This is a genomic window from Dokdonia sinensis (assembly GCF_003688895.1).
In the GTDB taxonomy this organism is placed as follows: Bacteria; Bacteroidota; Bacteroidia; order Flavobacteriales; family Flavobacteriaceae; genus Dokdonia; species Dokdonia sinensis.
Genome location: NZ_REFV01000011.1, coordinates 21,414 through 34,744, shown reverse-complemented (window position 1 = coordinate 34,744; position 13,331 = coordinate 21,414). Strand labels below are relative to the sequence as shown.

The 13,331-nt window shown below is 37.4% G+C and carries 12 protein-coding genes; 11 read left to right on the top strand and 1 reads right to left on the bottom strand.

Annotated elements, in window-relative coordinates:
* Window positions 1–152: 152 nt before the first annotated feature.
* Complete coding sequence (gene porX / locus EAX61_RS11450) at window positions 153–1,700, bottom strand: T9SS response regulator signal transducer PorX (protein ID WP_121917834.1); 1,548 nt, start codon at window positions 1,698–1,700, stop codon at window positions 153–155.
* A gap of 143 nt (window positions 1,701–1,843) precedes the next feature.
* Here porX and EAX61_RS11445 point away from each other — a divergent pair, with 143 nt between their 5' ends.
* The 11 genes from EAX61_RS11445 to EAX61_RS11395 all read left to right on the top strand — a co-directional run bounded on the left by EAX61_RS11445 (window position 1,844) and on the right by EAX61_RS11395 (window position 13,312).
* Complete coding sequence (locus EAX61_RS11445; RefSeq protein WP_121917938.1) at window positions 1,844–3,070, top strand: HD domain-containing protein; 1,227 nt, start codon at window positions 1,844–1,846, stop codon at window positions 3,068–3,070.
* A 22-nt stretch (window positions 3,071–3,092) separates the two neighbouring features.
* Window positions 3,093–4,109, top strand: a complete 1,017-nt coding sequence (lpxD, locus tag EAX61_RS11440) for a UDP-3-O-(3-hydroxymyristoyl)glucosamine N-acyltransferase (protein WP_121917833.1) — start codon at window positions 3,093–3,095, stop codon at window positions 4,107–4,109.
* Window positions 4,110–4,119: 10 nt separating this feature from the next.
* The gene (locus tag EAX61_RS11435) at window positions 4,120–5,517 is read left to right on the top strand and encodes a bifunctional UDP-3-O-[3-hydroxymyristoyl] N-acetylglucosamine deacetylase/3-hydroxyacyl-ACP dehydratase (RefSeq protein WP_121917832.1); all 1,398 of its coding nucleotides are present in this window, start codon (window positions 4,120–4,122) and stop codon (window positions 5,515–5,517) included.
* Between the two features lie 3 nt (window positions 5,518–5,520).
* Window positions 5,521–6,303, top strand: coding sequence for an acyl-ACP--UDP-N-acetylglucosamine O-acyltransferase (lpxA, locus tag EAX61_RS11430; RefSeq protein ID WP_121917831.1), 783 nt, complete (start codon window positions 5,521–5,523; stop codon window positions 6,301–6,303).
* A 203-nt stretch (window positions 6,304–6,506) separates the two neighbouring features.
* On the top strand, window positions 6,507–7,073 hold the full coding sequence (gene efp, locus EAX61_RS11425) for an elongation factor P (RefSeq protein ID WP_121917830.1): 567 nt from the start codon (window positions 6,507–6,509) through the stop codon (window positions 7,071–7,073).
* 69 nt (window positions 7,074–7,142) lie between these two features.
* Window positions 7,143–8,078, top strand: a complete 936-nt coding sequence (lpxD, locus tag EAX61_RS11420; protein WP_121917829.1) for a UDP-3-O-(3-hydroxymyristoyl)glucosamine N-acyltransferase — start codon at window positions 7,143–7,145, stop codon at window positions 8,076–8,078.
* A complete protein-coding gene (locus tag EAX61_RS11415) occupies window positions 8,078–8,479 on the top strand; it encodes a nuclear transport factor 2 family protein (RefSeq protein WP_121917828.1) in 402 nt (133 codons plus the stop codon). Before lpxD (EAX61_RS11420) ends, EAX61_RS11415 begins: the two co-directional genes overlap by 1 nt.
* Before the next feature lie 74 nt (window positions 8,480–8,553).
* Window positions 8,554–9,435 (top strand): succinate--CoA ligase subunit alpha, encoded by an 882-nt coding sequence (gene sucD / locus EAX61_RS11410; RefSeq protein WP_121917827.1) that lies wholly within the window; start codon window positions 8,554–8,556, stop codon window positions 9,433–9,435.
* A gap of 211 nt (window positions 9,436–9,646) precedes the next feature.
* Window positions 9,647–10,393 (top strand): 3-oxoacyl-[acyl-carrier-protein] reductase, encoded by a 747-nt coding sequence (fabG, locus tag EAX61_RS11405; protein WP_121917826.1) that lies wholly within the window; start codon window positions 9,647–9,649, stop codon window positions 10,391–10,393.
* A gap of 43 nt (window positions 10,394–10,436) precedes the next feature.
* Window positions 10,437–12,470, top strand: a complete 2,034-nt coding sequence (locus EAX61_RS11400) for a VWA domain-containing protein (protein ID WP_121917825.1) — start codon at window positions 10,437–10,439, stop codon at window positions 12,468–12,470.
* 26 nt (window positions 12,471–12,496) lie between these two features.
* The gene (locus tag EAX61_RS11395) at window positions 12,497–13,312 is read left to right on the top strand and encodes a prohibitin family protein (RefSeq protein ID WP_121917824.1); all 816 of its coding nucleotides are present in this window, start codon (window positions 12,497–12,499) and stop codon (window positions 13,310–13,312) included.
* Window positions 13,313–13,331 lie beyond the last annotated feature (19 nt).

Sequence of the window (13,331 nt, the reverse complement as noted above, 5' to 3'; positions counted from 1 at the left end):
GAATATATGAAATAAGAGGATATAATCTAATTTTATCTCTATTTGTAAATTTATATAGTAAGTAAAATCCTACATATTCTTACAATATATAACAAACCCAAAAGAGCGTAAATAGTTTTAAATTTACGCTCTTTTAAGATGAATTAAGTAGTTTACCTAGGCTCCAAAACCGCAAAGGGTATAATCATCTCCTCGAGACTTACTCCACCGTGTTGATATGTATTCCTAAAATAACTTACGTAATGGTTATAATTATTAGGATAAGCAAAGAAAAAATCACTCTTAGCAAAAATGAAAGAACTACTCATATTAATAGACGGTAAGTGTACTGATCTTGGATCCTTATAAGCAATTACTTCTTTTTCTTCATATGTCAAACTGCGTCCAGTCTTATAGCGTAGGTTCAAGCTTGTATTTTTATCTCCTATTACCTTAGATGGATTCTTCACATTGATAGTACCATGGTCTGTTGTAACAATTAGCTTGAAGCCCATCTGTTGTGCTTGCTGTATCATATCCAGCAAAGGTGAATTTTTAAACCAGCTCTCAGTTAATGAGCGATACGCTTTATCGTTGCTTGCAAGTTCTTTTATAACCTCCATTTCTGTTTTAGAGTGCGAGAGCATATCTACAAAGTTGTACACCACAACAGTGAGGTCATTATCTTTTTGTGATTTAAAATTTTCGGCTAGTTTTTTTCCGTTTTTAAGGTTAGTTATTTTATGGTATTCCCATTTTAAATCCAATTTAAGTCTTCTTAACTGTGCCTCCAGAAACTCTGCTTCATATTGATTTTTTCCACCTTCGTCGGTATCATCTAACCAGTAGTTGGGATGTTTCTTTTTCATCTCACTAGGCATAAGTCCAGAAAAAATTGCATTACGAGCATATTGCGTTGCTGTAGGAAGAATGCTATAGTAAGGGGTTTCTGCTGTTTTCTTATAATATGCGTTCATATGAGGTTCAAAAGCTTTCCATTGGTCAAAACGCAAGTTATCTATCACTACAAAGAGCGTAGGTTGTTCCTTGTTAAGCTCAGGAAGGACTTTTTTCTTAAATAAATTATGAGACATTACCGGTGAATCATGCCCCTCGAACCAATCTTCATAATTGCGATCCACAAACTTGCAAAACTGATTGTTAGCCTCCGCCTTCTGCGATTCTAAAATTTCAAACATGCTGGCGTCCTCAATATTTTCAAGCTCCATTTCCCAGTAAATAAGCTTTTGATAGAGCTCTGCCCATTCCTCAAAAGAGTTGACCATAGACATATCCATCGCAATCTTTCTAAATTCTTGCTGGTATGATGAAGTTGTCTTTTGAGAAACAAGTCTGCTATTGTCCAGGGTTTTCTTGAGACTAAGTAGTATTTGATTTGGGTTTACGGGTTTAATGAGGTAGTCAGCGATTTTTGAACCTATCGCCTCTTCCATGATATATTCCTCTTCACTCTTTGTAATCATTACCACGGGGACGCTTTCTCGCTTATTTTTTATCTCACTTAAAGTCTCCAGTCCTGTAAGTCCTGGCATATTCTCGTCCAGAAAAACAATGTCAAAACTTTGCTCTTCTATAATATCAATGGCTTCCTGACCACTATTGCAGGTGGTCACGTCATAATTTTTCTTTTCAAGGAAAAGGATATGTGGTTTTAGCAAGTCTATTTCGTCGTCTACCCAAAGTATTTTTATATTTCCCATTTATGGTAAGATTTTAGTATTGAAAGGTTAAGTCTTTGTGACAATTGTAGCGTTTGTGTTATTTGGTATGTGAAAGCGTATATTTGTTAAGAGTCCGCTTTCGCGAAAGCGGAAAAAACAACCCGAAAAGATTACATTTTCCTTTGCAGCCACACAAAACTACAATAATAAACGACCCTATATATGGTTTTATTACCATCCCTAATGGTGTCATTTTTAATCTCATCCAGCATCCTTATTTTCAAAGATTGCGACGCATTTCTCAAATGGGGCTCTCGTATCTTGTTTATCCAGGAGCGCATCACACTAGATTTCATCACGCAGTAGGTTGCTTGCATATTATGCAAAAAGCTCTTGAGACCCTGCGTAACAAAGGTGTAGCCATCTCAAATGAAGAAGAAGAGGCGACATTAATAGCAATTTTATTGCACGATATAGGACACGGTCCTTTCTCACATGCAATGGAGCATAGTATCGTAGATGGCGTACACCACGAGCTTATATCACTCTATTTTATGGAGGCGCTCAATGCTGAGTTTAACGGAAGTTTAACGCTGGCCATTAAAATTTTTAAAGGTTCGTACGAGCGAGCATTTTTAAATCAGCTGGTTTCCGGTCAATTGGACATGGATAGAACGGATTACCTCAAGCGTGATAGTTTTTACACAGGAATGGCAGAGGGCAATATCAATACAGAGCGCATTATCGCAATGCTTTGTGTAAAAGATGATAATCTGGTAGTCAGTCCTAAGGGTATTTATACTGTCGAAAAATTTTTAGTAGCGCGGAGGCTTATGTATTGGACGGTATACTTACATAAAACGAGCCTAGTTGCAGAACAGCTTATAACTAGAGTGCTTAAAAGGGCAAAGGAATTGTCGCACAAAGGGATAAGCTTACCTGCTAGTTCTGCATTGCTGTATTTTCTTAAAAATAAGATCACCAAGGGAAATTTTACTCCAGAAATTCTAGAGACGTTTTCTAAATTAGATGACTACGATATTATTTCGGCAATGAAAGAATGGTGTGAGCACGATGACTTTGTATTAAGAGAGTTGTCTAAGTGTATTATCAATAGAGATTTACCTAAGGTAAAGATTCGTAAGAAAGCTTTTGCGAAAGCAAAATTAGACAAACAAAAAGCCGCATTAGTCGAACGATTTGGTATTTCAGAATACGAGGCTTCTTATTTTGTTTTTACAGGTACAATTTCTAATCAAGCCTATAATTATACACATGGTGGAATAAATATCCTTACAGATAATTATAAAGTTGTAGATATAGTAAAGGCTAGTGACCAGTTGAGTCTTAAGTCACTTACCAAAGCTGTCGTTAAAAACTATATATGTTACCCAAAACCGAAAGGGTAATTTTTTCCTATTTTTGTACTTTATGAAATTTACAGCCGCTCAGATTGCAGGAATTTTGGAAGGCACCGTAGTGGGTGACCCTGATGTAGAAGTTTCTAAACTTGCCAAAATAGAAGAAGGACTACCAGGTACCCTCACCTTTCTATCTAATCCAAAGTACACCTCCTTTATATATACGACTTCTGCGTCTATCACAATTGTAGATAACAGTTTTGAACCAGAAAATGAAATAGCGACAACCCTAATTAAGGTTGAAGATGCGAGAAACGCTTTTTCTAAACTCTTAGAATACTATAATCAGGTAAAGTTGAATAAAACGGGTATAGAACAACCCAGTTTTATTTCTGACTCTGCCGTGTATGGCGATAACTTATATCTGGGTGCTTTTTCTTATTTAGGAGAGAATGTGAAACTAGGAAATAATGTTAAAATTTATCCTAACGTATATATAGGTGATAATGTAACTATAGGTGATAATTGTGTGGTTTTTGCTGGAGCAAAAATTTATTCAGAGTCAGACATAGGTAATACAGTATACATTCATAGCGGAGCAATTGTTGGAGCAGATGGTTTTGGCTTTACTCCAGATGAGAATGGAGCGTATACTAAAGTTCCTCAAACAGGAAATGTGATTATAGAAGACCACGTAGATATTGGGGCAGGAACAACAATAGATAGAGCAACTTTAGGTTCTACTATTATAAGAAAAGGAGTGAAACTTGATAATCAGATTCAAATTGCTCATAATGTAGAGATAGGTGAGCATACTGCTATTGCTGCTCAAACAGGTGTTGCAGGTTCTACTAAAATAGGTAAGCATTGTTTAATAGGTGGTCAAGTAGGAATTGCTGGACATATTGTTATAGGTGATCGTGTTCGTGTACAAGCGCAATCAGGAATAGGAAGAAATATAAAAGATGGTGAAGTGTTACAGGGGTCACCAGCTTTCAATTATGGAGATTGGAATAGGTCCTATGTTCATTTCAAGAATTTACCTAAGATGGTAGATCTACTCAATCAAATAGAAAAAAATAACTAATTATAAAAAGATGAGCGCACAACAACGCACCATTGCTCAAGAGGTAACTTTAAGAGGTGTGGGCCTACATACTGGAGCAGAAGTTACAATGACTTTTAAACCTGCGCCAGAAAACCACGGATATAAGTTTAAACGTGTGGACCTTAAGGGCGAACCAGTAATTGCTGCAGATGCATCATTAGTGACAAATACCCAACGTGGTACTAACCTTGAAAAAAACGGAGTTTCAATACAAACCACAGAACACGTTTTAGCAGCTTGCGTAGGTTTGGAAATAGATAATGTCCTTATTGAACTAAATGCTTCTGAGCCACCCATAATGGATGGTTCTTCTAAGTTTTTTGTAGAAGCTCTTGAAAAAGCTGGAGTTAAAGAACAGGATACTTGTAGGGATGAATATATCGTAAAAGAGGTTATAACCTATATAGACGAAGAGAGCGGTAGCGAGATTATTTTAATGCCTGCAGATGAGTATAAGGTTACGACTATGGTTGATTTTGGCACCAAGGTTCTTGGAACCCAAAATGCTAGTATAAATCATATTTCTGAATTCAAAGAGGAGATATCAGATAGTAGAACTTTTAGTTTTTTGCACGAGATCGAAATGCTTTTAGAGCACGGGCTTATAAAAGGAGGCGATCTTAATAATGCAATTGTTTATGTAGATAAAGAACTTTCTGCAGCGACTATGGATAAACTCCGCGTCGCTTTTAAGAAAGATGAGATCGCAGTAAAGCCTAATGGAATTCTGGATAATCTTACTCTGCACCACGCAAATGAAGCGGCTAGACATAAATTACTGGATGTTATAGGAGATCTTGCACTTGTGGGAACCCGCATAAGGGGTAAAATAATTGCAAATAAACCGGGACATTATGTAAACACTCAATTTGCAAAAAAACTACAGAAAATTATAAAGACAGAACGTCGTAATTACGTTCCAGACGTAGACTTACACGCGACTCCTGTAAAGGATATTAATCAGATTATGGAGATGCTGCCGCACAGACCTCCTTTTTTACTGGTTGATAAAATTTTAGAACTTACCGAGGAGTATGTTATAGGGATAAAAAATGTTACAATGAATGAACCATTCTTTGTAGGTCATTTTCCAGGTTCTCCTGTAATGCCTGGGGTGCTGCAGATAGAAGCAATGGCTCAAACAGGAGGAATCCTTGTATTGAGCACTGTTCCTGATCCAGAAAATTACTTAACGTATCTACTAAAGATTGATAATGTGCGTTATAAACATCAGGTTGTACCTGGAGACACCTTGATTTTCAAATTGGACCTTATCGCGCCTATTAGACGTGGTATTTGCCAGATGCAAGCTAGGGCTTATGCAAATGGTAAACTTGTCTCTGAAGCCGAAATTATGGCACAAATCGTTAAAGTAAAGAACAATTAACTTATGAATCAGCCATTAGCATATGTACATCCTGGAGCTAAGATTGCAAAAAATGTTGTGATTGAACCGTTTACGACGATTCACAATAATGTCGTAATTGGGGAGGGAAGTTGGATAGGTTCCAACGTGACAATTATGGAAGGGGCCCGTATCGGTAAGAACGTTAGTATTTTTCCAGGAGCTGTAATTTCAGCGATACCTCAGGATAAGAAATTTAATGATGAGGATACAGTCACTATTATTGGTGACAACACGACAATTCGTGAGTGCGTTACCATAAACCGCGGTACTTCTGATAGAATGAAAACCCAGATCGGTAATGACTGTTGGATTATGGCATACTGTCATATAGCACACGATTGTATTGTAGGAGATCATTGTATTTTTTCTAATAATAGTACGCTTGCAGGTCATATTACGGTAGGTGATTATGTTGTTCTTGCGGGAATGGCTGCCGTACAACAATTTTGTACTATTGGGAGTCACGCATTTGTTACAGGTGGATCTTTAGTTCGTAAAGATGTGCCACCATTTGTAAAGGCAGGGCGTGAGCCATTGAGCTACGTCGGAATTAACTCAATTGGGTTGCGACGTCGTGGTTTTAGCACAGAGAAGATTAGAGAGATTCAGGATATATTCAGAATTCTGTATCAGAAAAATTATAACAACACCCAAGCTGTCGGAATTATAGAGGCAGAGATGGAGGCAACCTCTGAACGTGATGAAATTTTACAATTTATCCGTAACTCTCAACGCGGGATTATGAAAGGGTATTTTAATTCGTAAAGGCGTACTTAATGATTTCGCTTTCGCAAAAGCGTTCAATCATCCGAGCATTGCAAGTTAATTTATAAATATAAATAGACCTTCAAAAGAACAATCGGATTACTATAAACGTATGTAATAGTAATCTTTTCATATTTTCGCAAAAGCGAAACAAAATTTAATAATACCCCGTGAGTCTTTATTCACACTAATAATATTTAATTATGGCATCAACATCAGACATCCGCAACGGATTATGTATACATTATAATAATGACATCTATAAGATTGTCGAATTTTTACACGTAAAACCAGGTAAAGGTCCTGCTTTTGTGCGCACAAAAATGAAGAGTGTTACTTCTGGAAAGGTGCTAGATAATACTTTTTCAGCAGGTCACAAGATTGAAGAAGTACGCGTAGAAACGCATAAATTTCAGTTCTTATATAATGATGGAGATGGTTTTCATTTTATGAACACAGAGGATTATACGCAGATTGCATTACAAGAATCTGCACTAGATCGTCCAGATTTATTAAAAGAGGGTGAGGTAGTAACGGTTCTCATAAATACAGAAGATAATGCTCCACTATCTGTAGATCTACCGGCTTCTGTAATTCTTGAGGTTACTCATACAGAGCCAGGAGTAAAAGGGAATACAGCGACCAATGCTACTAAGCCTGCGACAGTCGAGACTGGTGCTGAGGTAAACGTACCACTTTTTATAAACGAGGGAGACAAGATAAAGGTCGAAACAGACAAAGGGACCTATAAAGAGCGCGTAAAAGAGTAACTTTTTTAGTCTTATAATATTCATTTAAATCTCGTCCTTTGGCGAGATTTTCTTTTTATATTCGTTGTTGTGAAATTCTCTACACCCCATACTCTAAAACAAATAGCTACAATAATCAATACCGATTTTGTAGGCGATGAAGATTTCCCAGTATTGGGAATGAATGAAATCCACGTAGTGACTAAAGGTGATATCGTTTTTGTAGATCATCCTAAATATTATGACAAGGCTTTGCAAAGTGCAGCAACAGTTGTGCTCATAAATAAGCAGGTAGATTGTCCAAAAGGAAAAGCGTTGCTCATTTCTGACGATCCATTTCGAGATTTTAATGTACTTACTAAGTTTTTTAAACCTTTTGAGGCCTCTACTAAAGCTATTTCAGAATCTGCAAGCGTAGGGGATGGAACAGTTATTCAACCCAATGTGTTTATCGGTAATAACGTTCAAATAGGAAAAAACTGCTTGATACACGCTAATGTTAGTATCTATGACGATACGATTATAGGAGATCATGTAACAATACATGCAGGTACTGTTTTAGGTGGAGATGCCTTTTATTATAAAAAAAGACCAGAAGGATTTGATAAATTAATATCTGGAGGGCGTGTTATAATAGAAGATAATGTTGACATAGGTGCCGCTTGTACAATAGATAAGGGTGTAACAGGAGACACAACCATAGGTGCAGGAACAAAGATTGATAATCAAGTACAAATAGGTCACGATACTATTATAGGAAAAAGAGTACTAATTGCTTCACAAACAGGAATCGCTGGTTGTGTTGTAATAGGTGACGAAGTAACGCTCTGGGGCCAAGTCGGCATAACCAGCGGTATTAACATCGGATCAAAAGCCGTAATATCTGCACAGAGCGGAGTAAGTAAATCTCTAGAAGGCGGGAAAAGCTACTTTGGCTCTCCAGCGGGAGATTTTAGAACAAAATATAAGGAGCTAGCAGCTTTAAGACAAGTACAGGAATTATTAGAAAAACTAAAGCAGTCATAATGGCAAAGAGTAAGAAGAAAATTGTTGCAGAATTTTATAACTCTGATTTCTTTAATAACCCAGAAATCATAAAAGAATATTTACATCCTGATATGGAGCTTTTCTGGAATGCAAAGACGGGTTATGTTCAGATGGATAGAAATGCTATAATGGCCATGGCGGCAGAAACTGCAAAATCTTATGATGGCGTGCGAGCACAAATCACACACCTTATCGGAAAGGGAGATCAAGTAACGATACGTTTTACGTATTATGTAGATACTTTTGAGCGTCCAGGAAAAGAAGATGCCATTGCTCACTTTATGGCTATATGGGAGCTGAAAGATGGTATGCTATACAAAGGATTTCAGATGAGTCAACCTGTAGAAGAAGAAGCTGAAGCAATGAAATCCTGGATGTAAAAATTCAAGACTAAATTCCTTCTTAAGAAAGTATGAAACCGTTACTTTTGTAACGCAAAATTTAAATCAAACCAATGAGCGTTTTAGTCAATAAAGATTCAAAAATTATAGTTCAAGGATTTACTGGTAGCGAGGGAACTTTCCACGCGGGACAGATGATCGAATATGGTACAAATGTAGTAGGTGGCGTAACTCCAGGAAAAGGTGGACAGACACACTTAGATAGACCTGTTTTTAATACTGTTGCAGAAGCGGTAGAAAAAGCAGGAGCAGATACTACGATTATATTTGTTCCACCAGCATTTGCTGCAGATGCTATTATGGAAGCTGCAGATGCAGGAATCAAAGTAATTATTACGATTACGGAAGGAATTCCAGTTGCAGACATGATTACCGCATCAGCTTACATTAAAGATAGAGACTGTCGCTTGATAGGTCCTAACTGTCCAGGGGTTATTACACCAGGAGAAGCAAAAGTGGGAATTATGCCAGGTTTTGTTTTCAAAAAAGGAAAAGTGGGTATCGTTTCAAAATCTGGAACACTAACTTATGAAGCTGCAGACCAAGTTGTAAAACAAGGTCTTGGTATCACTACTGCTATTGGTATAGGAGGAGATCCTATTATTGGGACAACAACTAAGGAGGCTGTAGAATTACTAATTAATGATCCTGAGACAGAAGCTGTTGTAATGATAGGTGAGATTGGTGGTCAATTAGAAGGAGATGCTGCAAAGTGGTATAAGCAGAGTGGAAGCAAGAAGCCAGTAATTGGATTTATTGCTGGAGAGACAGCGCCTGCGGGACGCACAATGGGGCACGCTGGAGCAATCGTTGGAGGTTCTGACGACACAGCACAGGCCAAAAAAGCAATTATGAAAGAATGTGGAATTCACGTTGTAGATAGCCCTGCTGAAATAGGAAAAAAAGTTGCTGAGGTTTTAGCTCAGATGGCATAAGATATGATTCAAAATCGGATCAAAGGAAACCTCCCAATATCGGGAGGTTTTTTTATGGCTTTGGGTATGGGAATTGTTATATTTGAAGTAGGTTGTGAAGGGTTATAACGCTTTCGCGAAACTTGTGCTGAGCGCAGTCAAAGTAGCGTAACCACCCATAAACTGAACATCATTTTTGAAAGCAACAACATACCAATTAATATAGCATAAAATGAAACTATTAGAAGGTAAAACAGCCATTATCACAGGCGCAAGTAGAGGAATAGGAAGAGGAATTGCAGAAGTTTTTGCACAACACGGAGCTAATGTAGCATTTACATACAGCTCTTCTGTAGAGGCTGCAAATGAACTGGAGAAAGAATTAAATGCATTAGGTATTAAAGCTAAAGGTTATAAAAGTAATGCTGCAGATTTTGATGAGTCCAAACAACTAGCCGAAGACGTTTTAGAAGAGTTCGGAAGTATAGATATACTCGTAAATAATGCGGGTATAACAAAGGATAATCTCTTGATGCGTATGGCAGAAGAAGATTTTGATAAAGTAATCGAAGTAAACTTGAAGTCTATTTTTAATATGACAAAGGCGGTGCAGCGCACGATGCTTAAACAACGTAAAGGTAGCATCATTAATATGAGTTCAGTTGTGGGAGTAAAGGGTAATGCAGGTCAGTCTAACTATGCTGCTTCAAAGGCCGGGATGATTGGTTTTTCAAAATCTATGGCCTTAGAGCTGGGATCACGTAATATCAGAACAAATGTTGTCGCTCCTGGATTTATTGAGACAGAGATGACCGGAAAGTTAGATGAAGAAACCGTAAAGCAATGGCGCAAGGCTATTCCGTTACAACGCGGCGGTAGTCCAGAAGATATTGCTAATACTTGTGTTTTTCTAGCAAGTGATATGAGCGCTTACATCACAGGGCAAGTGATTAATGTAGACGGAGGAATGCTCACCTAAATAGGCCCATTCAAAATCAGGTTTAATTGATTTTGAAATCTTTATGCAAACATCAACGATATTTTTAATTATTGGTGCCGCAATACTCGCTTTGGGAATTGCGGTGTTTCAATATTTTTATAAATCAAAATATAAAACGAGTCGTAACCGAATCTATGCGTTGCTTCGTTTTCTTACTGTATTCGGGCTCTTACTACTCCTAATAAATCCCAAATACAAACAAGTTACCTACTTTACAGAAAAGCCTGCACTTGCTATAGCGGTAGACAATTCGGCAAGTATTGAGCACTTGGGATATGATAAACGGGTAAGAGAGGCGGTGGTACGCTTTCGCGAAAGCGAACAACTTCAAGAAGCATTTGATATTACCTTTTTTAAATTTGGAACCACTACGGAACCTCTAGACAGTCTCTCATTCTCTGAAAAACAAACAAATATTGCCCAAGCGCTTAACTCATTAAAAACTTTATATAAAAACGAAGTCGCTCCAGTTGTGCTGTTGAGTGATGGTAATCAAACCTTTGGTAAAAATTACGCGTACACATTACTAAATACTAAACAATCTATTTATACTCTCGTGGCTGGAGATACCATCGTTTATGACGACCTCAAATTAGGTCAGATTAACGTAAATCGCTATGCGTATATCAATAATCAGTTTCCAGTAGAAATTTTTGCCACTTATAATGGCACCAATGATATAAGTACGCAACTTACGATAAGCTCATCTGGAAAAACATTACATCGAGAAACACTTAATTTTTCACCCAATGTTGTTTCTAAAGTTATAAATGTACTTCTCCCTGCGGAGGTGGTTGGAGTACGTCAGTTTTCTATTGCTCTTAGTAGTATAGATAGTGAAAAGAATACAACCAATAACTATAAGAATTTTGCTATTGAGGTTATAGACCAAAAGACAAACGTTGCCATTATCTCAGATTTAGTTCATCCGGATATCGGTGTTTTAAAAAAGAGTATAGAAAGCAACAGATTGCGTTCTGTCACATTACTAAAGCCCTCAGAGGGTTTTGGAAAGTTAAACGATTATCAGTTAATCTTAATGTATCAGCCCAACCGAAATTTTAGTAACGTTTTTGATGAGATCAATCGTCTCGGGAAAAATAGTTTTATAGTTACTGGAAAAGAGACAGATTGGCGATTTTTGAACGGCGTACAATCTATAATAAGAAAGGAAATCACAGGTCAGAAGGAAGACGTACTTGCAGACCTTAACTTGAATTTTTCTTCTTTTCTTATAGATGATTTAGGTTTTGAGAATTTTCCGCCGTTAGAGAATAGCTTTGGAGAAGTCACCAGAAATGGAGAGGTTGATATTGCGCTTAATCAGCGTATAGGTCGAGTCCGTACAGATGATCCTTTACTCCTTGCAGCAGACCAAGGCGGAAAGAGGTCAGTATATCTGCTGGGAAGTGGCTTATGGAGATGGAGAGCACAAAGTTTTTTAGATAAAAGGAGTTTTGAAGATTTCGATAATTTTGTAGATAAACTTGTTCAATATGCAGCTTCTGACAAGAAAAAATCAAGACTCGATGTAGATTTTAATTCTTTTTATTACGGCAATGGTGATGTAAAAATTTACTGTCAGTATTTTGATAAGAATTATGTTTTTGACGCTAGGGCTACGCTTAATATGCGTGTGGTTAATAAAGAAACAAAAGAAGTGTATGCTGCACCTTTCCTTTTGCAACGCAACGGTTATGAGATAGATTTGAGTAATTTGGATGCAGGAGAGTATTCTTTTACAGTAACGGCACAAGATCAAGGAATATCCAGAAGCGGGAGTTTTACTATTATCCCTTTTGAGGTAGAGCAGCAATTTCTCAATGCAAATATAGCTTCTCTACGAAAGCTATCGTCTGATTCTAAAGGGACTCTATACGCAATAGACGACACGGAAATGCTCATCAATGATCTGGTGACTGACGATAGATACCGGCCTATCCAAAAGAGCAACGAAAATGTTGTACCTTTAATAGATTGGCGTTGGTTACTTGCAGCATTAGTTGCCTTACTTGCGTTAGAGTGGTTTATGCGCAAGTATAATGGACTTACTTAAACTCTAAATTAACAAACTAAAATACTATGGAAAAATTACCTAAAATTGGATTACCTATTATAATCGGAGTCATTCTGCTGGTCATTGTATTAGCAAAATCTGCTGTAACAATAGATTCTGGAGAGGCAGGCGTGTTATTTAAAACTTTTGGTGACGGAGTTGTAACAAATGAACCACCTATGGGAGAAGGATTTCACCTTGTCTTGCCTTGGAACAAAGTGTATGTTTATGAGGTGCGACAGCAAGAGTTGTTTGAAAAAATGAAGGTGTTGTCCTCTAATGGTCTAGAAATACAGATAGATGCCTCTGCTTGGTATGAGCCTGTATATGATGATTTAGGTAATCTACACCAGAGTCTTGGGGTAAATTATTTGCAGCGGGTAATACAGCCTGCCATTAGATCTGCTGCCCGTAGCGTTGTGGGTCGTTACACACCTGAGCAATTATACTCGAGTAAAAGAGATGCTATACAAGATGAGATTTTTGAAGAAACGAAGACTATTTTAAGTAAGCAGTATGTTCAGCTTAACGAGGTTTTAGTGCGTGACGTAACTCTGCCTAACACAATAAAAGAGGCTATTGAGCGTAAACTTAGACAAGAGCAAGAATCTTTGGAGTATGAATTTCGTTTAGTAACGGCATCTAAGGAAGCAGAGAAAGTACGTATAGAGGCACAAGGTAAGGCAGATGCAAACCAAATATTAAGTGCATCACTCACAGATAAGATCTTACAGGATAAAGGAATAGATGCAACTATTAAGTTGTCAGAATCACCTAATTCCAAAGTAATTGTCATAGGATCTGGAGAATCTGGGCTTCCCTTGATATTAGGAAATAACTAAGGATTAATTCCGCTTTCGC